13 protein-coding genes and 1 pseudogene are annotated in these 20,696 nt (G+C 45.9%); 8 read left to right on the plus strand and 6 right to left on the minus strand.

The window, feature by feature from the left end; all coding sequences use genetic code 11:
* Positions 1–108: 108 nt before the first annotated feature.
* Together TW84_RS25265 and TW84_RS10085 are read right to left on the minus strand one after the other, a co-directional pair.
* Positions 109–222 (minus strand): annotated as a pseudogene (locus TW84_RS25265) (MBL fold metallo-hydrolase RNA specificity domain-containing protein); the annotation flags it as partial.
* 37 nt (positions 223–259) lie between these two features.
* Positions 260–529 carry a hypothetical protein gene (locus TW84_RS10085; RefSeq protein ID WP_045975519.1) on the minus strand — a complete coding sequence of 90 codons (270 nt, stop codon included), beginning with the start codon at positions 527–529 and terminating at the stop codon, positions 260–262.
* Between the two features lie 233 nt (positions 530–762).
* Between TW84_RS10085 and TW84_RS10090 the strand changes: the two genes are divergently transcribed.
* Positions 763–4,287, plus strand: coding sequence for an AAA domain-containing protein (locus tag TW84_RS10090; protein WP_045975520.1), 3,525 nt, complete (start codon positions 763–765; stop codon positions 4,285–4,287).
* A 181-nt stretch (positions 4,288–4,468) separates the two neighbouring features.
* Here the strand turns inward: TW84_RS10090 and TW84_RS10095 are convergent, their stop codons facing one another.
* From TW84_RS10095 to TW84_RS10110, 3 genes are all read right to left on the minus strand, one after another.
* The gene (locus TW84_RS10095; protein ID WP_052707908.1) at positions 4,469–8,029 is read right to left on the minus strand and encodes an Ig-like domain-containing protein; all 3,561 of its coding nucleotides are present in this window, start codon (positions 8,027–8,029) and stop codon (positions 4,469–4,471) included.
* A gap of 311 nt (positions 8,030–8,340) precedes the next feature.
* The gene (locus TW84_RS10105) at positions 8,341–9,672 is read right to left on the minus strand and encodes an MBL fold metallo-hydrolase RNA specificity domain-containing protein (protein ID WP_045975521.1); all 1,332 of its coding nucleotides are present in this window, start codon (positions 9,670–9,672) and stop codon (positions 8,341–8,343) included.
* 272 nt (positions 9,673–9,944) lie between these two features.
* Positions 9,945–10,889 carry a nuclease-related domain-containing protein gene (locus tag TW84_RS10110; RefSeq protein ID WP_045975522.1) on the minus strand — a complete coding sequence of 315 codons (945 nt, stop codon included), beginning with the start codon at positions 10,887–10,889 and terminating at the stop codon, positions 9,945–9,947.
* A gap of 220 nt (positions 10,890–11,109) precedes the next feature.
* On the opposite strand from TW84_RS10110, the gene TW84_RS10115 reads away from it, so the two are divergent.
* From TW84_RS10115 to TW84_RS10125, 3 genes are read left to right on the plus strand one after another with little or no spacing between them, the layout of a single operon-like run.
* On the plus strand, positions 11,110–12,819 hold the full coding sequence (locus tag TW84_RS10115; RefSeq protein WP_045975523.1) for a class I SAM-dependent methyltransferase: 1,710 nt from the start codon (positions 11,110–11,112) through the stop codon (positions 12,817–12,819).
* A gap of 42 nt (positions 12,820–12,861) precedes the next feature.
* Complete coding sequence (locus tag TW84_RS10120) at positions 12,862–13,698, plus strand: HNH endonuclease (protein ID WP_045975524.1); 837 nt, start codon at positions 12,862–12,864, stop codon at positions 13,696–13,698.
* Positions 13,695–14,096, plus strand: a complete 402-nt coding sequence (locus TW84_RS10125) for a (deoxy)nucleoside triphosphate pyrophosphohydrolase (RefSeq protein ID WP_045975525.1) — start codon at positions 13,695–13,697, stop codon at positions 14,094–14,096. The genes TW84_RS10120 and TW84_RS10125 overlap by 4 nt, the downstream gene beginning before the upstream one ends.
* A 62-nt stretch (positions 14,097–14,158) precedes the next feature.
* On the opposite strand, the gene TW84_RS10130 is transcribed toward TW84_RS10125, so the two are convergent.
* Complete coding sequence (locus TW84_RS10130) at positions 14,159–15,019, minus strand: helix-turn-helix transcriptional regulator (protein ID WP_045975526.1); 861 nt, start codon at positions 15,017–15,019, stop codon at positions 14,159–14,161.
* A 146-nt stretch (positions 15,020–15,165) separates the two neighbouring features.
* Here TW84_RS10130 and TW84_RS10135 point away from each other — a divergent pair, with 146 nt between their 5' ends.
* The 4 genes from TW84_RS10135 to TW84_RS10150 are packed head-to-tail and all read left to right on the plus strand — an operon-like array spanning position 15,166 to position 20,657.
* Entirely contained in the window at positions 15,166–16,443 is a 1,278-nt protein-coding gene (locus TW84_RS10135; protein ID WP_045975527.1) for a hypothetical protein, read from the plus strand.
* Positions 16,433–16,996 carry a condensin complex protein MksE gene (locus TW84_RS10140; protein ID WP_045975528.1) on the plus strand — a complete coding sequence of 188 codons (564 nt, stop codon included), beginning with the start codon at positions 16,433–16,435 and terminating at the stop codon, positions 16,994–16,996. Before TW84_RS10135 ends, TW84_RS10140 begins: the two co-directional genes overlap by 11 nt.
* Positions 16,996–19,788, plus strand: a complete 2,793-nt coding sequence (locus TW84_RS10145; RefSeq protein WP_045975529.1) for a coiled-coil domain-containing protein — start codon at positions 16,996–16,998, stop codon at positions 19,786–19,788. The genes TW84_RS10140 and TW84_RS10145 overlap by 1 nt, the downstream gene beginning before the upstream one ends.
* Positions 19,785–20,657 (plus strand): DUF7281 domain-containing protein, encoded by an 873-nt coding sequence (locus TW84_RS10150; RefSeq protein ID WP_052707909.1) that lies wholly within the window; start codon positions 19,785–19,787, stop codon positions 20,655–20,657. Before TW84_RS10145 ends, TW84_RS10150 begins: the two co-directional genes overlap by 4 nt.
* Positions 20,658–20,696 lie beyond the last annotated feature (39 nt).

Genomic DNA, 20,696 nt, shown 5'->3' on the forward strand with positions numbered 1-20,696 from the left:
CCACCAGCCAACGCCTGATTTAGTCAGGGGCTGAGGAGGCAAGCTGGTAACAGCCATTTAGCCAATATTAAGGGTATATAGCGAACAGCTTAAGGCTGTTCGCTTTGGTTAGTCGGAGTAGTTTTTCACTTCGAACCCGAGTGCTTTAAGTTCAGATGCAAACTGCGCTTGCGTGTCGGGTTCGCCATGAATCAAGTGAATTTGCTTCGGTTTGTCAGTAATGCAGAATCTTGGTGCCTGTCCCTAAATTACTGTCGCCTTATTTGCCGCCATCCATGATGTAGTTTACGGCTTTGGCGCCTGCTGCAGCCATTTGTGTCATAGCGTTAGAGGTCGCTTGCGTCTGTGTCGCGCCCGTATGGGTGAACTCACGTACCTGCATTTTTGACAGTTCAGAACGGTCGCGTAGGCCTTCTAGGTTTAGGCTTTGCATTGAAGGGCTAATGGTTTGGTCCGCGACTTTTGTATCTACTCGGTCAGGGGATGATGAAGGTTGGATGCCATCGACTGCGTTGTTTTGATCAGACATAGTCTTTTCCTTTTCTTTGATTATTAATTAACCCAATGGATCAGGTGGTTACACCTTGTCTGAGGGTTGACGCCAAACAATAGAGTTGATCTCGAACTCGAATAGTCATCATCCGCATGGTTCAAAGATCGCGGAGTAAGAAACGGTTCAAAGTTCTAACAAAAAACACTCCAATAACAATAGAAGATTCGACTAAAATCACACACTTAACGCGAATATTTCAAGGACCGAGTATGAATAACCAGGGCTGGATTCACTATTGGCGTAATTCTATTGCCGATGCCGAAAGCGCGAAAGGTGGACTAAAAAAGCAAGATCTGAAGAATTATGTGCGAGTGACAACCGACGAGTTCAAAGAAGGTAAGCTTAAACCTAATTCTGCATTGCTAGAGGATCTGTTTCGTAATGAACCAGATACCCTAACCGCCGTACAAATTCATCATCGACCGATTACCTATTACCTTCGGAAAGTTCATGGCAAAGATTACAGCGGCAATATGCCTGGCGTACTGGCACCAATTGTGTGCTCTTTATGGGTCAATCGTGAAGGACTACTGTTTCCCCACGGCACGCCATACATACCTCGTGATTTGCTCGCTCCTCAAGGCAATGACACCTTTACGATCGCTGACGTCGAAAAGCTCGATGAATTTTTGACAGTCAATGAACTTCCAACGCAGTCTGATGAGAGTATTCCAGCCAAATTCAAACAAGAAGAAGAGTATCAGAAGCATCAAAAAGATTGGAGCAACTACTACGTACTCACCCAAAAACTCTTTGCCGATTACTGCGATAGAAACCGAATCGATCAGTTCTACGAAGACATTGAAAATCGCGGATTAGTCAACAAAATCAGCGATTGCTTGGGAGCTTCAAGGCATATTCTAAAACTGTACGATAGCCTGAGTAATTCAAGCGCATCCGTGCCTCTGCTTGATAGTTATGCGGAAAAAACAGTCACCAACCACGATGAATGTATTGATGTTTCCCAGACAGTGAATTCGCGTTTTGGCCACTCAAATAGTCAATTTCCGTTAGCTAAAGCGCAATGCGATGCCTTGGCTCATACCTTAGCTATGCAAGAAGGCGATATTCTTGCGGTAAATGGCCCTCCTGGCACAGGTAAAACAACGTTTGTTCTATCTGTCGTGGCGTCACTGTGGATTGAAGCTGCGCTAAAAGAGAGTCAGCCACCGCTAATTATTGCGGCATCGACTAACAATCAAGCAGTCACCAACATCATTGATGCTTTTGGTAAAGACTTCGATGAAGGCGACGATGAACTATCAGGCCGCTGGTTACCCGATATTTTTAGCTATGGTGGCTACCTACCATCAGCGTATGGAGCATCGGAAGCTGCCAAAAGTTATCAAACTAATCATTTTTATGAAAAAATCGAGCAGTTGGATTTTCTTGATCAAGCCCAAGCTCATTACTTGGATAGAGCAAAACAGGCGTTTCCACAACAGAATTTTGCCGATGTAACGCAAGTTAAAGCGTATCTCTTGGCCGAATTGCGCCAACATCAAAACCAGTTAGATCACATCCAAAACAATTGGCATCACTACAACCGCCAACTGAGTGACATCCATTCTCTGCTGGGGGACAACCCCCAACAAACGTTGGCAGATCAACAACAAGCCGTTTCTAATGCACAAGCATTGAAAGATAACGCTAAAGAACAGTTAGCTGCGTGGCGAACTTACCTCAGCGATGAATCGATATGGTTAACTCTGTTTAAGTGGTTGCCGCCAATCAAGAATAAACTTGAACTTCAGCGTAGGAACTTCATTTTTAACCTAATTGAGCACGATGAAGAGCAAATTAAAAATCTATCATCAGAGCAGTTTGAAACCTTACTCAAGCAAGTATTTTCTAGTAAAAAAGACGATTTTGATGAGCAAGAAAATCAATATCAATCTTGGTTAGATCAGTATCAAAAGTTTGAGCAATCAAAACTGAATTGGCTTGATGCTATCCATGACTTTGCTCAAGGCTCTCTAGATCAAGCTATTCCACAACTGGCCGATATCGATTCGGTTTTAGATATCACGACCCGTTTTCGAATGTTCCGCTTAGCTGTCCATTACTGGGAAGCATGCTGGCTGCTGAGTTGTCGAGATTTAGGCCAAGAGCTGAACAAGCAAGCCCGGAAAACAGGTTTGAAAACGGTACGTCCTCGCTGGCAACGTCGAATGATGCTCACGCCTTGCATTGTATCGACGTTCCATTCTCTGCCTTCTCACATGACTTACCAGTCTCACGTTGGGAATAATGAATTTGAAACTGACTATCTGTTCAATGAAATCGACCTTTTAATCGTTGACGAAGCAGGCCAAGTTTCTCCAGAAGTCGCTGCTGCTTCGTTCTCTTTTGCCAAAAAAGCGCTGGTGATTGGTGATATTTACCAAATTCCGCCCATCAGAAATGTGTGCTCATCAATTGACCGAGGCAATTTAAAGCAGCATAAAGTGATCAGCTCTGATGATGAATACACAGTCATTCAAGAGGAGGGCAGAAGTGTCGTGACTGGCAGTGTGATGCATGTAGCGCAACAAGCAAGCCGATTTCATTATATGCCGGAAGCTGAGCCGGGAATGTTTTTGCAAGAACATAGACGCTGCTACGATGAATTAATCTCATACTGCAATGACCTGTGTTATCAGGGTATTCTGCTCCCCAAGCGAGGACAAGCGACCGAAGACAGCCTTTACTCTCCTTTCAGTCATTTGCACGTCGACGGTATCGCAGAATCATTTAGCGGCAGTCGGCGCAATAAGTTAGAAGCAGAAACTATTGCTGCATGGTTGCATGCGAATAAGGCTGAAATAGAGAATTACTACGGCGAGCCACTGGCCAAATGTGTGGGTATCATTACTCCATTTTCAGCTCAAGTGAACCAGATCAAGACCGCGTGTGGTGAGTACGATATCAAAGCAGGTAAGGAGGATGGCCAACTGACCGTTGGCACCGTTCACTCTCTTCAAGGTGCTGAACGCAAGATCATTATTTTCTCCCAGGTGTACACCAGACACAACGACGGCGGGTTTATCGATATGGACCCGTCAATGCTCAATGTCGCCGTCTCACGAGCCAAAGATGCATTCTTGGTGTTTGGTGATTTGGATATCATTGAAGCTGCGTCTTCAGCTTCTCCACGAGGATTACTCGCCAAGTATCTTTTCACTGATGAGCGAAATGAGCTTGAGTTTAGTATTGGTCAACGCCCTGATTTGTTACAAATATGCGGCCATCCGAAACTGCTAACCAATGCCGAAGAGCATGATGCGTTCTTATCAAAGTTGCTGAGTGAAGTTCAACGACAAATAGATATCGTCTCGCCTTGGTTGCTGCTAGACAAACTGCAATCAACTGGGCAGTTGGAACGACTACAAGCAGCGTTGGACAAAGGTGTCCAGATAACCATACACACAGACAGACATTTCAATACCACGGTCGCAAACCAACCGGATACCAATAAAGTAAAAGCGTTTCAACATTGCTGTGCGACCTTGGAACAGCTTGGTATCGTTATCAATGTGATCAATGGTGTTCATAGTAAAAGCGTTTTTGCGGATGATCGGTATATGGCGGTGGGGTCATTTAATTGGTTTAGTGCAAGCAGAAGCGGAAAATACGCCAATATCGAGACATCATTAATCTATGTCGGTGAATTAGAAAAAGAGATCAAAACTCAACTCGATTTCTTAAATAGCCGAAGCTGCAACACAAACAAGGAGCCCGTGGCGTTGAGATAAAGCGTGAGAGATTCGGGGCACACACCAAAAAGGCCTGCCACTAAGCACCTAAGCGGCTCTTGTGTTCACTAACAAATAAAAAAGACGTCCGAAGACGTCTTTTTTCGTTTTGGCTGTGCTTACATCTGCTGTTTAGCAATAAGTGGGCTGCACTCAACTTAACCATTTGAGACATTGAAGTCTAAGGCTCAGAAACACATGAGGCATAGAATTTAAAAGAGTTGATGTAAGAGCTCCGCCAGTTGTTATACATGTATACGCTCCAGTACGTTGGATTGCCGCTGCTACTATTTCCAGCTGTCGTCGAGGCCCAGTAATGGGTTTCAAGTGTCCAACCGCGTTCGGTAGACAGCTTTCCGCGTATAATAGGACTAACCCCGTAATAGGCGTAGAGCTCATCACTTAACTCGTCCACTGTCGGTAAACGCCAATTTGAGCGTCCTGCCAGTTTGATTGTATTGTATTTAGGGCACAGCGCATTCGCTTTTGTCCAAGTGAATTTGTAAAACGTACCTGCATTATCAATGCCGTCCGTATGAGTGCTTCCTCCTAGACCAAGGCTCCCAAGATAAGCAACGGATGGTGGATTGGTAAACCACTTGCCATTACCTGTATCGAAGAGATCAATGCACTTACCTTCTAAACCGTTACTGTCTAAATTACATACGTTGACGTCAATACTCTTCGTAAAGCCGTTTTTCGATACTGTTATTGTGCTACTTCCTGAAGTAAGCCCTGTGACCATACCATCAGAAGTGACAGACATCTCGGCTGTACCCACAGGTATCCACCAAACGACAGATTGACTGACATCGGAGGAGGAGCCATCACTGTAGTTAGCGGTGACTGTTATCGCTTGCGTTTGACCTTTGACCACTCCGATTAACGGGGGGCTCAAAGTAAGCCCTGTCATGATAGCGTTGGTAACATCAACATTAATCGTGTTGCTGGTGATATTGTCTTTGACAGCGGTCACTGTCGTGGTGCCAACGTCAACCCCGGTGACTTGCCCTTGAGGGGTGACGGTGGCAGTACCAGTATCGATAGGGGCCCAAGTGACAGAATCACTGATATCGGATGAAGTGTTATCACTGTAAGTGGCTGTGGCGATTAAAGGTTGGCCATGCCCTTTGGCCACAGTGAGTTCTGTTGGTGTTACGTTAATAGCGGTGAGCACCGCGTCGTTGACCTCAACGCTCACTGAATGACTGGTGACGTTATCTTTGACTGCGGTGAGGGTAGTGGTACCAATATTGCTGCCTGACAGTACTCCGTTAGCGGTGACGATGGCGATACTGGTATCGATAGGGATCCAAGTGATGGAGTTACTAATATCTGAAAAGGTGTTATCGCTGTAAGTGGCGGTCGCGGTTAGCGTTTGGTTTTGCCCTTTAGCGATCGTAATGACGGAAGGAGTCACACTAATGTTGGTTATCACGGCGTCACTCACTGCGACGTCGACGGTGTTGCTGGCAACCCCATCTTTGACGGCGGTGAGCGTTGTGGTACCAACATTGTTGCCTGACAGAACTCCATTCGAAGTAACCGTGGCTGTATTGTTATCGACTGGGCGCCAAGTAATAGAATCACTGATATCCGATGAAGTGTTATCACTGTAGGTCGCGATAGCGGTCATCGCTTGGTTTTGCCCTTTGGCGATAGAGACCACAGAAGGTGTCACGCTAATGCTGGTGATCACCGCATCACTGACCACTACGCCGACCGTGTTGCTGGTGACATTATCTTTTACCACTGTGAGGGTAGTCGCTCCGACACTGCTGCCAGACAGCACCCCGTTAGAGGTGACCGTGACTGTGTTGGTATCGATAGGGCGCCAAGTGACGGAATTACTGATATCAGATGAGGTGTTATTACTGTATATGGCGTTGGCGGTGAGCGTTTGGTGTTGCCCTTTGGCGACAGTCACGGCAGAAGGTGTCACGCTGATGCTGGTGATCACCGCGTCACTGACCACCACGCCGACGGTATTACTGGTAATGCCATCTTTCATCGCAGTCAGGGTAGTGTGGCCGGCTGCGCTACCAGTTAACACGCCGTTAGCGGTGACGGTGACTGTGCTGGTATCAATGGGGTCCCAGTTGACGGAATGACTGATATCTGACGAAGTGCCATCACTGTAGCGTGCTCTAGCCGTGAGCGGTTGCTCTTGGCCTTTGGCAACATTAATGATCGAAGGGTTCACGGTGATCTCGGTAAGCACCGCGTTAGAGACATCAACATTAACGGTGTTGCTGGTCACCCCATCTTTAAAGGCAGTGAGGGTGGTGTTACCTGCGTTTCCGCCGGTCAGCAATCCACTAGAAGTGACGGTGGCAGTACCAGTATCGGCAGGGCTCCAAGTGACCGAGTCACTGATATCCGATGAGGTGTTATCACTGTAGATCGCGATGGCGGTCATCGCTTGGTTTTGCCCTTTGGCGATAGAGACCACAGAAGGTGTCACGCTAATGCTGGTGATCACGGCGTCACTCACCTCGACGTCAACAGTATTGCTGGCAACCCCATCTTTGACAGCGGTAAGAATTGTGGTGCCGACATTGCCGCCTGACAGAACACCATCAGAAGTGACTGTGGCGGTGTGGTTATCGACAGGGCGCCAACTAACTGAATCACTGATATCCAATGAGGTGTTATCACTGAGGATAGCGTTGGCGGTTAACGATTGGGTTTGCCCTCTGGCGACAGTGACGGCAGAAGGTGTCACGCTAATGCTGGTTATTACCGCATCACTGACCACCACGCCGACCGTGTTGCTGGTGACATTGTCTTTTACCGCAGTGAGGGTCGTCTTACCGACCTTGCTGCCAGACAAAACCCCGCTCGAGGTGACCGTCGCGGTGCTATTATCGACAGGGCGCCAAGTAACGGAATTACTGATAATTGATGAGGTGCCATCACTGTAAACGGCGTTGGCGGCGAGCGTTTGGTGTTGCCCTTTAGCAATATTTACAATGGAAGGTGTCACGGTGATCCCTGTGATCACGGCATCAGAAACATCGACGTTTACTGATTGGCTGGTTATGCCTTCTTTTATTGCAGTGACGGTGGTAGAGCCGATACTAACACCGTTAAGTAAACCGTGATCGGTTTGTGATGTAATGGTGGCTTTAGAGGGATCGTCCGATACCCAAGTGACAGAGTCACTGATATTCATCGACAGGCCATTACTGTATGTCGCGGTGGCAGTGAGCGGTTGGTGATGCCCTTTGGCAAGATTCACCGCAGAAGGGGTGATGGTGATATCGGTAATGGTGGCGTCGGTAACCGTCACTTCCAGTGAGTTACTGGTGAGGCTATCTTTGCGTAAAGACACCATTACTGCCCCTGGCGCTTTCCCTTTCAATACCCCCGACTGAATAAATTCGCCTAACTCCGTGTCACTGGATTGCCAATCCTCGACAGCTAATTCCTCGGTTAACACTTTAGATTGGCCATTCGAGTATTCACCCACAGCGAGAAAAGATTGCTCGCTACCGGTGATCAGTGTGAGCTCACTCGTTCCCTTAGTTTTAATCGGGTAGGCGGTGAGAGTCAGCCGCTCCAATTGCGCGGTAGTCTCGCCTTGGTCTGGTGTTGGCCTTGTCGAGCTTGAAGAAGGAGGGGGTGATGAAGAGACGTTGCCTTCCTCTTCTTCTGAACCCCCGCAGCCAGACAGGAGTAGTGCTATCAGGGTCAAGGCCATGAGGAACAAAAGGTCTTTTACATTGAATTGGTTGTCCATTTGATAGTTTTCCCTATGTTTAATTAAAAAGATTAAAAACGAAACGTAGGGGGAATTTGATTAATTAATGGGTAATTTATTGGATATGTACGAGTGATGTGTTTGATTTAATCGATCGATATTTATTATCTATTTAATTTCATAATCTTGTGTTGTTAGAATTCATAGTAGAGCTTTCGCTTAGTTTGAGAGATAAGTCACTGCCACCAGCCGCCGCCTGATTTAGGCAGAGGCTGAGGAGGCAAGCTGGTAACAGCCATTTAGCCAATATCAAGGGTATATAGCGAACAGCTTAAGGCTGTTCGCTTTGGTTAGTCGGAGTAGCTTTTCACTTCGAACCCGAGTGCTTTAAGTTCAGATGCAAACTGCGCTTGCGTGTCGGGTTCGCCATGAATCAAGTGAATTTGCTTCGGTTTGTCAGCAATGCCATTAATAAAGCGCAGTAGATCGTGTTTATCTGCATGGGCAGAGTAGCCTGACATTGTATGAACCTGCGCTTTGACTTCGAGCTTTTCACCGTCAATTTCTACATCCATCGCGCCAGTTTGAATATCTCGGCCCAAAGTCCCTTGTGCTTGATAACCTGCTAGAAGAACATCGGTTGTTTCCAAAGGCAGTAGCGCTTTCAGATAGTCCATGATACGACCACCTTGGCACATTCCAGAGGCCGCGACGACTATCGCAGGTTCTTGGGTTGATTGGAGGCGATTAACCAAGCGCTGATGGGTGCGATGATCTTCGACCGTAATACATTGCTCAAACGCGAGTGGGTGGCGATGCCTCTCTAGACGCTGTTTCGCTTCCTTGCCCCATAACTGTTTGAAATGGCGATAGGAGCGAGTGACACGTTGGGCCATGGGTGAATCGAGAATAATAGGGATAGAAACATCAATTTGATGGTGGTGGATGAGCTGCTCAATATCGAACAACAATTCCTGAGTACGTCCAACACTAAACGCAGGGATCAAGATCGCTCCTCCATCTTCAAGAGAGCGATCTATGATGGCATTTAATCGTTCCGCTCGCGTGGCGACATCTTCATGTTGTTTGTCGCCATAGGTTGTTTCAATCAGCAGGTAATCGGCACGCTGTGGAGATTTAGGATCAGGCAGGAGTGGGGTGTTACTTGGACCGAGATCGCCAGAAAAGACTACCACTTCTTGATTCGCCAAGCGCACTTCCACATAGGCCGAACCGAGTATATGCCCCGCGGATTGAAAACGTATCGTCATCGAACTTATGGAGTGAATCTCGTCTAGGCAATGCCAACAATTGTAGTCCAATGGCTCAATCAGACGACGTATCTTGTTTAACACTCGCTCGGTTTGTTTGCGGTCTAAACCGAGTTGCAGCTTTAGGCTATCTTCGAGCATTAACGGGATCAGTTCGGCTGTTGCGGTAGTGCAGTAAATAGGTTGGTTATAGCCAGTTGCGAGTAACCACGGCAATCGACCTATGTGGTCAATATGGGCGTGGGTAATGACAATCGCGGTCAAGTGAGAGGTTTCAAATTCAATATCCAACGGCCGAGCATCAGCGCCTTGAAATAGCCCGCAGTCGATAAGAATGGCTTGGGCCTCTGATCTGAGCTCATGGCAAGAGCCAGTAATCGTTTGTTTGCCGCCATGGTGAATGATCTTCATGTTAAATCCTCGCAACCGTTTCAAGCTGACTGTGCCGACAAAGCTATTTTACGACAACTAGCCCAGCCAAATTTGCGAGGATTGAACACTTTTGGCAGTAAGTTATAGAGTACTCAGTGGTTTATCTGTAAGGCATTGGTGCCTGTTCCTAAATCACTTCTAGAGTTGAAGCTTAGTCTGCGAGAAAAATCACCGCCACCAGCCAGCGCCTGATTTTAGGCACAGGCTGATGATGGGGATTAGTATCCAGAATGGTTGATTGTGGTTGTCTGTTAGCCGCGGTATTCAAATTGGGTTTCATGACCACACGAGCAGCTTAAGGTGTAAACCTGTTTGCGTTTGGACACCCGCGTTTTCTTGTTGCCACACTCTCGGCAGGGCAGTTTCATCGACGTGTTGGTGTTGCATTCAGTGCAATTAACGTAGTAGCCGAACTTACCGTATTTAGGCACAGTGTTACTGCTAGAGCACTGCTTGCAGACCACACCAAAGTGGGTTGAATGAGCGGTGCTTATTTCTTCAGTGAGCGGAGTAACAGCCTCCGGTTCTGGGCTATCGAGCGGTTCTGGCTCGCTATCTAGATTGTTGAGTGGCTTATGTTCAGCAAGCAAAAAGTACTTAATGTTATTTAATTCATTGCTATTAAAAGAGGGGTTGGGTTTTAACACATTGCTGTGTTGAGCAATGATCTCTTTGACGCGCAAAGGAATACCCTCTGCTTTGACTATCTGTTGTGAGAGCTTAGAGGGGATATGAGCTCGGTCAATGATGGCATCATTCGATGCCGCGCAAAGCGTATCCCAGCAGCGCCCGCCAAAGTAGCCTTGTAGGCCGAGTATTTTCACCAACAAGGTATCGGCATGATCATTCAACAAGTTTTTGAGTAGCTCTGCCTGAATAGAAGCCTGAGTAATGGGTGAGGGCATACCGATCCATTGGCCTCGAACCGTTCTTTGCCATTCCAATTGCTCATTCACTGTGACCGTACCTTTGATAGACTTTGACTCAATCACAATAAAGCCTTTCTTGTACACCACTAAGTGATCTATCTGGGCCGCTTCTCCTTTATGTTCGAATCGTAAGTCGTGAAAAATGAGGACGTTGCTCTGTTCTGAAAACTGTCTTTTTAAATAGAAAGCGACGTTATTCTCTACCTTATTACCCAGTTTTTGCTTGTAGTCACTTGTGGGAGAAAGGGCTTTTTCTTTGACTATCATGATTGAACCTATGGCTTTTCTTTTTATGCTACCACGCACTTATTGGTTGTAGGGTGATTGGGGGTAGAGTATATGCTCAATTTGTGATCGATGTTTCTCTTCCAAACTGTCTCGGCTCTGATAAGACTGCCATCACAATAAATCATTCTTTTCTAATACTTTATCGCCTTATATCACTGAGAGATATATCATGTGTGCATTGTGATATGTGGTTTGATGTATGTCCGCAACGAGTTCTTTTTACGATAACAATGCCCTTCAGCTTGCTAAGCAATACAACGCCCTAGACTTTGAATCTGTCCATCAGTCTTGGTCTGCTTATTGGCCTAAATCTGGCGATGCCGTTTTAGATATCGGTGCAGGCTCTGGGCGAGATGCCCAATGGATGAGCGAACAGGGCTGTGAGGTGATTGCCGTTGAGCCTAGCGATGCACTGCGTCAAATAGGGCAAGCAGGCACCACACCACAAGTGACTTGGCTTAATGATTCCTTGCCCGCTTTAAAAAGCGTCCAAAGCCTTGGAATGCGCTTTGACCTTATTCTTATCAGCGCCGTTTGGATGCATCTAGCGCCTTCAGTGCGTGAAAGAGCTTTTCGAAAACTATCGGGTTTATTGTCTCCGAATGGAAAACTAGTGATCAGTTTACGTCATGGGTCGTTTACTGACGGTCGAGTAGGCCATCCGGTTTCGGTGGCAGAACTGGAACAGTTTTCAAAAGACTATGCGCTCAACACGATACTGGTCTCCGATAGTGAGGATAACCTAAATAGGACGGATGTCTCTTGGCAGACGGTGGTGTTCAGTTTGTCTGATGATGGAGCCGGCAGCCTAAATAAGGTTCGACGTATCATTGTTCATGACCACAAGTCGGCAACCTATAAGTTGGCCTTGCTAAGAACGTTGATCCGTATTGCGGACGCCCATCCCGGCGCCGTTTTAGATAGGACGGATGGCAAAGTCAGTATTTCTGCTGGCCTTGTGGCCTTGTATTGGGTGAGGCAATTCAAGCGTCTTATCGACATTGATATTGAAGGCTCTGGTATTCAACAAAACTCCAACACACGCAAGGGGCTGGGGTTTGTCAAAGATGATGGCTGGAATAAGCTCAAGCACCTTGCGGCTGATGACCTTGCCATCGGTTCACTCTTTGTTGGCGAAGAAGCGGTGGCTATTCAGGCACTGTTTACTCAGACGTTAAAGACCATAAAGGAAGGCCCAGTCACCTATATCTATCAGGGAGATAAGCATAACAAGCTGTTCCAAATAGAATCAGCATCAAAGCGCGGAAAACGTTCGCAAGCGATTGTATTGGACGGCGAGTTTTTTGCCAGTTTTGGTCAGTTTGTTTTGGATGAAAAGCTGTGGGATTGCTTCCGGCTGTATTGTGCTTGGATAGAGCCATTGGTGGTGAACCAATGGATAACGGAAATGCAGCGTTTTGAGCTGAATCGAGCGCGCAACATTACTCTGCAAACTTACCATGAATGCTTAGTGTGGCTTGATTCATCACGTGATACGCGTGAAGTCCGTAAACGAGTTGATGAGTTACGCGCCCAAGGCGAAGCGGTGCCGAATGTTTGGAGTAACACCAAGCTAACGAACCAATACGATGTGGACCACTGCCTTCCTTTTACCTATTGGCCTAATAACGATAAGTGGAACCTCCTGCCGACCACCTCAAAACAGAATCGAAGCAAGAGTGATCGTGTGCCTAAGGCTCAGCGTTTGTCCGAATCCCGTGAACGCATCTTGCAGTGGTGGCAGATGGCGTGGGGCAGCGACCCCTTACAGCAACAACGCTTTTTTAATCAAGCCGCCCTTTCTTTACCTAACGTAACAGCGCAATGCGATGACTTTGAACAAGTGTTTGAAGCGATGGTATTGCAAGTGAAAGGCCTGAAGGCCCGCTTGCTGGTTTCGGAATGGTAATACCCGCAGTACCCCAACAACGAAGTAAAACAGATAGATATAATGGTTGATTTTTCACTACCTGCCCCAGGCACAAAACTTAATAATAACGAGTTACGCGAAACATTTGGCTGTAGCCCACAAGGCGGCATGCGCCGCGCCCACAAAACCAATACTTTGGTTATTGTCTCTAATCATGTCGAATCAATCTATGATGACCGTTGGTCTGGTGGCGTTCTGCATTACACCGGCATGGGAACTAAGGGCGACCAAAGCCTAACGTTTCAGCAAAACAAAACCTTGGCTGAGTCGGGTTCCAACGGTGTCGCCGTTCACTTATTCGAGGTGTTTAGAGATAAAGAATATACCTATATCGGTCAGGTCGAACTTGAAGGCGAACCTTATTCGGAAGTGCAAGATGATCAACAAGGCAACCCAAGAAAGGTTTACGTGTTTCCTTTGAAACTTGTCTCGGGAGTGCGTCAGGTTAAAAAGCAAGATCGAGATAATGTAGAGACCATCCGTACTCGCAAGGCGAAAAAGTTAACTCTTGGGCAGCTCAAGACATTGGCGGTCAAGTCTGGCAAAAAAGCCACTCGTTATCTACAACAGTCAACCAGCTATGAGCGAAATATTTGGGTAGCAGAGCTGGCTAAAAGGCTGGCGAAAGGGACTTGTCAGTTATGCCTCCAACCCGCGCCTTTTAAAAATGCAAAGGGGGAGCCATACCTCGAAACGCACCATATTATTTGGCTCTCCAAAGAGGGCGATGACACGAGTGAAAATACCATTGCCTTGTGCCCCAACTGCCATAAGAAAATGCACATCGTCGATGATAAAAAGGATGTTGAGGCACTAAAAATCCGCAGCCAAAAATTATTGGAAGAGCATAATCAATGATTAAGAAGCACATTGAAGTTGTCGCTGCTGTGTTGAGAAACAAGGGCGAATTCCTAGTCGTACAAAGAGGGCCATCGGAGTTAGATTATGTTAGCAAAAAATGGGAGCTTCCAGGGGGGAAGGTAGAAGCAGGTGAAACGCTGGTTGCCGCGATTATCAGAGAGTTAGATGAAGAACTCAGAGTTACCGTTACCGAACCTCAGCTTTTGTTAACGATTGAACATTGCTACCCAGACTTTGATATCACCATGCATTGCTTTGTTATCGAAGTGCCCACAAGAGATTTGGTTCTCACTGAACACATCGATTCTCGCTGGCTGTCTAAAGAGAAACTTTGGGATGTGGATTGGGCTGCGGCCGATATACCGGCCGTTGAAAAGATCCAAGCGACATTCTAGAGGTTAGCGAAGATGGATTTAGAGGCGGGCACAGCCCGCCTTAACTATTGTGCTTGTTCTGCCTAAAAGTTTAAGTATGGTTTTAGCTCCTCAAAATTACCCACAATAATCTGCTGACCTTTAGGATTCGAATCCAATACATTAATATCGATGTTATAAGCGTCGAGCACATAGCGAACTAATGCCGCATTGGTCGGTATTTTGAGGACGCCTTTATCCATTCCATAATCATGAGCAACGACCTTAGCTTGAGCTTCTGTCAGCCGTGGTTCAGGCATTAAATCAATGGTTAGGGGAGTATTCCATAACTCATCATGCTTTTTCCCTTTGACTTGTTTCGCCTCAAGAATTGGCACGCCGTGTATGCGGCTAAGTACAAAGTCGCGATAACCATTTCCATGCTCACAATAGGCACGAACGTGCCAACGAAGTGGGGTACAAACAAGAGTGTGGGGAGAAATAATTCGCTCAACTTCAACACCATCTTTGACTGATGTGTAGCTTATGTCGACACGTTTTTTTTCGCGAATAGCCTGAGCCAACGGACGTAATACTTGTGGCAATATATTGCGAGCAACAGGGCGAACCATAGCTGTGTTCTCAAACCCCATATCAAGTTCATTAAATGTGATGGTCATATCTTCACTTCTTGAAAGAATGTGCAAATATTCATCCGCATGACCCTTTGTTACTTGTGGGATAAAGCTACTGCTGGGTTTGTAGCCTTTTAACTGCTTATCATAGACAAGGTTACCTGGCGCGATATCGGTGAGGTAGGTGTTGATGTCTTTTGATGCTTGCTGTCTGCCAATACCAAAACTTTGAATTAAATGGTTAGTCGTAAGTCGCCCTTCCCACAGAGCAATGATTTCTATCATTCTGTAGCGGAACAGCAGATCCCAGCGTATTGGCCATTTGCTCATCATGTAACTCCTGTCTATTTATGCGACGTGTGTATGTAATCAGTATTTACCTGTCGTTGATGGCGTCATATTATTTTTGAGGTATCTAAGAGTCAACATAGAGCAAGACTTGTTGGGATTTAATTTTACAAATAAGGTAATGACAGATGGCTGCACCTAAAAGTCTCATCTTTCAGCTACACCAATGTTGGGAGGTGGTTGAGCAGTTAACTCGGCTTTCGAGAGAGTTTCCAGCGTTTGAGATGAGCGTACTAAAACAGGTTATCAATCAGTACAAAAGTAAAAATACAGATACTAATAGCGTGCTCACTAGTCTTGTTAATGCAGACATATTGCAGCCTATCAATCGCAGCAGCGACTATCAGCTAAACACGCTAGTTGTCGACTTTGTTAGAGGCTTAACCCAGGAGCATGAGTTAGGTCTTTCAGCAGTACTTAAGGCGCGTGTTGATGCGATTAAAGACGCTACAGGCCAAGTTTTAGAGGGGCTTGATGGGGCGGACAATGATTTACTTCGTACTGGTGCAAACAGGTTGTCGGAACTGGTTAGAAAAATTACCCAGCAATTAACTCAAGATAAACAAGCGATCTTTGAGATAGCAGAATTGGCGAAGTCTGCGGACACCAGTGTCCCAATTGAACGTCGTTACCGTGAAGTGTTAGAAGTATACGATCAATACGTTGAGCCTATGAACGAAATGATGGATAGCGGTCTTGGAGGAAGTTTCTACCCCTTATTAGAAAAGGCGGAAGAAGCACTTGATAGTGCCGTTGACATACTTTCCATACGTGGTTCTTTGTATCAACAGAGGCTGGCAATGCGCCAGATAGCTTATCAAGTCAAAGATCTTCGATATCAAGGGCGAGTTATTGCTCAGCAATGTGCCGATACTTTGTTGCCATTAAGAGAGGAAGCTAGGCAACACAATCAACTTTCAACGGTGATCAGCAAGCAGCTAAGCCAAGTTCGTAAAAAGGGTTTAGCGCGAGGACTGAATGCCGAAGGTTTGCCTATGTGGAAAAGTAGCCGGGTGACTAAAATTCAATTGGGTAATGAGGTTCGCGAGTTGATGGCAGAATTCTTGGACTTTGAACCTGGCTCTATACCGTTCCCGGATGAAGAGGAAGCGACTGAAAGTCCAATGATCAACTGGGTTGATGAAGAGCTTTTGAGGGAACAACTTGCTGACTCGCTACCGCTCGCGAATCTAATGACGTGGCTCAGAGGAAACTATCAGCACCTACCAGATGCCGAGCTGTTGCGGCTCTATCACGAGCTTGTTCGCGACCCTCAGTGGCAAAGCACATTAGGGGCGAGCTCAAGTACTACAGCGCTGAACACAGTAGCCGTAACCTACCACCCTCACGAAATAAAGATGTTGACTGGCTCAACAAATGCAAAGGATGTTGATAATGCAAACTAGCAAAATCGATTTAAATGAGCTGGCTCATCTGACTGAGCTATTTACCTTTTTTAATTCTGGCCGGCACCTAAATCGCTCGACAGATGCGGCTCTATGGCATGAGCTAGAACAGCAAGCAGAGCAGTACCAGTACCTATTTGCTAACTTGGGTTTTGACTTGCGCATTGATGGACGGGGTTTTGCTTGGTTCCATGATGAAGATGGTAACCAGAACATCAATAAACAATCACGCCAGTTAGCACTATTGCTGATGGTGATATTTGACCATCAAGCTGATAGCGGCCGCTCCCTCGGTCAGTTTTACCAATGGACGATTGATAATGCCTTGCTAGATGAGATCTACGAAAGGCATCAAGAGCTTTTGGATGCAGAAGAGATCGACCAAGATGCACTAGCAAAGATACTCGATAACGCAGTGCGAAAAGGCTTTGCCGCTCAAGAGAATAATCACTGGCGTTTGCTGCCTTCGGTATATCGATACCTAGACCATTTCGAAGCTATCACTGAACAAACATCCGAAAGTGATGTGGTCGCTTATGAGGAAGATGAATAATGTTAAGTTACGGCTTTCAACGTTTAGCGTTAATTGGCAGTGCTGGGTACCAGCGAGCAGAACTTCCTCTTGATGACTCTGTGTCACTAATTGCACCAAATAACCATGGCAAAACAAGCTTAATTAACGCACTCCAGTTTCTGCTCATTATCGACCAAAGAAGGATGGATTTTGGCTCTCATACATTAGAGAAAGCTCGCCGTTTTTACTTCCCGAACAATAGCGCTTACATTCTGCTAGAGGTCATCTTGCCACAAACTGGCACCGTGGTGTTTGGCTGTGTTGGTAAAGGGGTAGGTTATGACTACGAATACTTCGCTTACAAAGGTGAATTAAACCTAGATGATTTCCGAATGGATGATGGCAATATCGTTGCCCAACCAAAGTTAGTCAACCACTTAGCGACGAAGCAGCATCGAGTCTATAAATTCAATGATAAAGAGTTTCGACACTCTATTTATGGTGGTGCCAAAAGCAAGAAAGCAAGCGACATCGACTTTACGGTATTCAAACTGGAGAGTGTCAGTCATGCTAGCCCTTACCAGCAAGTACTAACTAAAACGCTTAGGCTCGATAAGCTCAACTCCAGTGATGTGAAAGACTACTTGTTGAAGATATTTAGTCGAGAGCTACCTAATTCCAGCATCGATTTTAAGCAGGAGTGGGAGAAAGCATTTCAAGATATCAATCTAGAACGTGAGCAGTACCTAGCAGCCGTTAATAATCTGGAAACGATTCATGAGCTTGAACAAAAGTTTGAGCTTACGTTGTCGCTACGAGGAAAGATCGCCGCATGTCAGCCTAAAGTTAATGAGCTACTGCAAGATTGGCACGGTCATGTTCAAACTCAAAAAGAGAACTTAAATTATCAGAAAACAGAGTTGGAACAGAAGCAATCTGGCCTGCAAGAAGAAGATAGAGAAAACGTTAAAAAAGAGGAGCAACTCAAAGTTAGCTTAAAAGAATGCCAGAAGGCTGATGAAGAGCAGGAATCATTATCTATTCGTTTCGCTCTGGTCCCCGATGAGTCATATATGAATAGACAGCTGCTATCAGCTAAGCGTGAATACGATATTCAAGCAGCACTGTGTGTTCAATCTCAAAAATTCTCCTCAAAGGAACTGGAGAAACAGCTAAACGAACGTAAGACCCAACTTGTTACTTTAGAGTCACAACGTAAAACGTTGGGAGACAATCTTTATCTTCATCTATCTAAACGGCTCGATACTCCCGAGTTAGAAAAGCTAAATAAAGTGCTGAACTCACAAGTGATGCAATTGCCACCAGAGCAGTATTCACTCGACATTAATCAGCTGCGAGAAGTACTGAAAGGTGAATCATTCAATAAACTCTCTCTGGCTGGCTTAACGTTATCGCTCAATGAGCTTATTCCTCAGCATGTTCAAAAAACAGAGCAAGAGCTTATTGAAGAAATACACAGTGTTAATGAGCAGATAGAGAACCTTAAAGATTTGCTTGAAGCAAGCAAAGAAAGTGAGATTGCTGAAAACAAAAAGAGCGAATTAAACCGTGCAGTAAGGCAGTGTGAACAGGATCTTGAGGATTACCAAAAGCTTCAACAGTTAACAAAAAGTCAGGCTCAGCGATCTGAGCAAAAAGAGACGCTTGGGCAAGAGCTAAAAACCATTACTGCTGAGCTAGATAATGCAGAACAAAGGCATAAAACGATAACGGCCCAAATCAATGAAATTGCAGGTAAGTTAGCTCAGCTTAAAACGGATAGTGAAAGTGTTGAAAAGCTAAAAAATCAAAGAATTGATGATCAATCGCTGTTTAGCATGCTTTCGGAACAACCACATACCCCATGGATAGTGATGGATGAGTGGTCTCTCGAGTATCTACCTGTTCGCCTCGAACAGTTTATCGAGGATTGTAAAGACCTCGATAAGTTGTCCAAAGAATTGCGTCAAATGAAAAACGAGTTAAGCCAAAAGGGCCTCACTAAGTTCCAGATGGCACAAACTCAGGATGAAGAGTTAAAAGGCATCATTAAATTCAGTCATTGTTTGGATAATGAGAAGAAAGCACTGGAAAGACGAGCCCGCTCGGCAGTGGTAAACGTCACCGCTAGTCTAAGAGAGCTGCGTAGTGGACTCTATGCACTACAAAGCAAGATGAAGGAATTCAACCGGCTAATCAGTCATAGGCAGTTATCAGATCTCAAAACATTCAAGATTGAACCAGTTGAGGAGAGCCAGCTTGTAGATGCGATGAATGTATTGATACAGCAAGCAGAGCAAACTGAAAGCGGCCAGAGTTTTGAGCTGTTTGATCAAGGCAGTATCCTTGATGACGCCGAGTTAGATCGAGCGAAGAGCCTGTTGATTGATGAAGGTAATGCTCGCCAAGGGCTGAGGGTGGCAGACTTGTTCAGACTTGAGTTTGTCGTTGCCAAGCAAGGGCAACAACAAGAGTCATTTGAAGATATTGATAGTGCGGCTTCTAACGGAACCGTATTGATGGCCAAGCTTGTGACAGGTCTTGCGATGCTCCATCTAATGCAAGATAAACGTCACCAAATGAAAGCGGTATGTTATTTGGATGAGGCGTTGGCACTGGATACCAAGAACCAAGCTAATTTGATTGAAATTGCTGAACAGTTCGGTTTCGCACTGATTTTTGCTTCTCCAGCACCGTTAACCACGGCGCGTTATTGTGTGCCAATCCACCAGACTAATGGTAAGAACCACATCAGCAAAAATAGTTGGCAGATTTTCGAACCAATTGAGAGCCAAGAATTGTCGCAACCACAAGTGGAGCCATCACTATGAGCCAGGTATTGGCTAAAGCACTAACGCGACTAATTGAGGTGTACCCTGATTCCATTGCCGGAAGCACATTGACGCCATCTCAGAAGAAGCAGCTTGAAGAGTTCAGCCGCAAAACTCAGAGTGTACAAGTTACTCCTAAAGGCCGTGGAGTGGTCTACCGCATTCTAGATATGGATGTCGTTAAAGTCACACTGGAGCAGCTGGCACCAAATCAAAACGTGTCTCCATCAGCCCCGCAAAGAGCCGTAAACATAGCCTCCACACGCAGCAGCAAACAAGGAAGAGTAGGTCACGATGTCACCTACGTGCTGGCTAAAGCGGTTGCAAATCCGTTATGGGAGGTTTCTGGAGCACTCACTGAGCACTTAAATGTAGCGACAGAAGAGTTTGGTGTTTTTTCCCTTGAGGTGGGCGGAGAAAGAAATAGCGATCTTAACACTCGTCACTCTATTTGGCTGGTGGAAAACCAAGCATTGTTTGACCGTCTAGATTGGCTACCCAATAACGTACCCACGACCGTTATATGGTATCGAGGGCAACTACACAACAAGCTGATCGAATGGCTATCCGTACCTGAAAGGGCGTCGATGGTCTATTTCTTTGCCGATTATGACGGCGTAGGGCTGAACAACTACCGACGCCTGAATGATAGGCTTAAAGAAAGAGCTGAGTTTTGGGTGATGCCTAACTGGAAGGAACTTTTGAACCGCTATGGGCAAAATCAGCTTTGGGTGGATACTGCCCGTGAATTTGACGCTTTCGAGCGAAACAGCCAAAGACTTTTAGATCAATATACATATCTGCGAGAGCTCGTGACCGAAATGAAGAGACAAGGCTTAGCTTTGGAGCAAGAGGCTATCTGGCTGTAGCTTGGTTTGAAAATGAACTTTATGAGTGGATGGATGAGT

The sequence above is a fragment of the Vibrio neptunius genome, assembly GCF_000967495.1.
Classification (GTDB): Bacteria; Pseudomonadota; Gammaproteobacteria; order Enterobacterales; family Vibrionaceae; genus Vibrio; species Vibrio neptunius.

Coding starts and splice junctions, on each gene's coding strand:
- TW84_RS10145 (WP_045975529.1), top strand. CDS start 16,996: ATGTTAAGTTACGGCTTTCAACGTTTAGCGTTAATTGGCAGTGCTGGG.
- TW84_RS10090 (WP_045975520.1), top strand. CDS start 763: ATGAATAACCAGGGCTGGATTCACTATTGGCGTAATTCTATTGCCGAT.
- TW84_RS10125 (WP_045975525.1), top strand. CDS start 13,695: ATGATTAAGAAGCACATTGAAGTTGTCGCTGCTGTGTTGAGAAACAAG.
- TW84_RS10085 (WP_045975519.1), bottom strand. CDS start 529: ATGTCTGATCAAAACAACGCAGTCGATGGCATCCAACCTTCATCATCC.
- TW84_RS10110 (WP_045975522.1), bottom strand. CDS start 10,889: ATGATAGTCAAAGAAAAAGCCCTTTCTCCCACAAGTGACTACAAGCAA.
- TW84_RS10105 (WP_045975521.1), bottom strand. CDS start 9,672: ATGAAGATCATTCACCATGGCGGCAAACAAACGATTACTGGCTCTTGC.
- TW84_RS10140 (WP_045975528.1), top strand. CDS start 16,433: ATGCAAACTAGCAAAATCGATTTAAATGAGCTGGCTCATCTGACTGAG.
- TW84_RS10150 (WP_052707909.1), top strand. CDS start 19,785: ATGAGCCAGGTATTGGCTAAAGCACTAACGCGACTAATTGAGGTGTAC.
- TW84_RS10115 (WP_045975523.1), top strand. CDS start 11,110: ATGTCCGCAACGAGTTCTTTTTACGATAACAATGCCCTTCAGCTTGCT.
- TW84_RS10120 (WP_045975524.1), top strand. CDS start 12,862: ATGGTTGATTTTTCACTACCTGCCCCAGGCACAAAACTTAATAATAAC.
- TW84_RS10135 (WP_045975527.1), top strand. CDS start 15,166: ATGGCTGCACCTAAAAGTCTCATCTTTCAGCTACACCAATGTTGGGAG.
- TW84_RS10130 (WP_045975526.1), bottom strand. CDS start 15,019: ATGAGCAAATGGCCAATACGCTGGGATCTGCTGTTCCGCTACAGAATG.
- TW84_RS10095 (WP_052707908.1), bottom strand. CDS start 8,029: ATGGACAACCAATTCAATGTAAAAGACCTTTTGTTCCTCATGGCCTTG.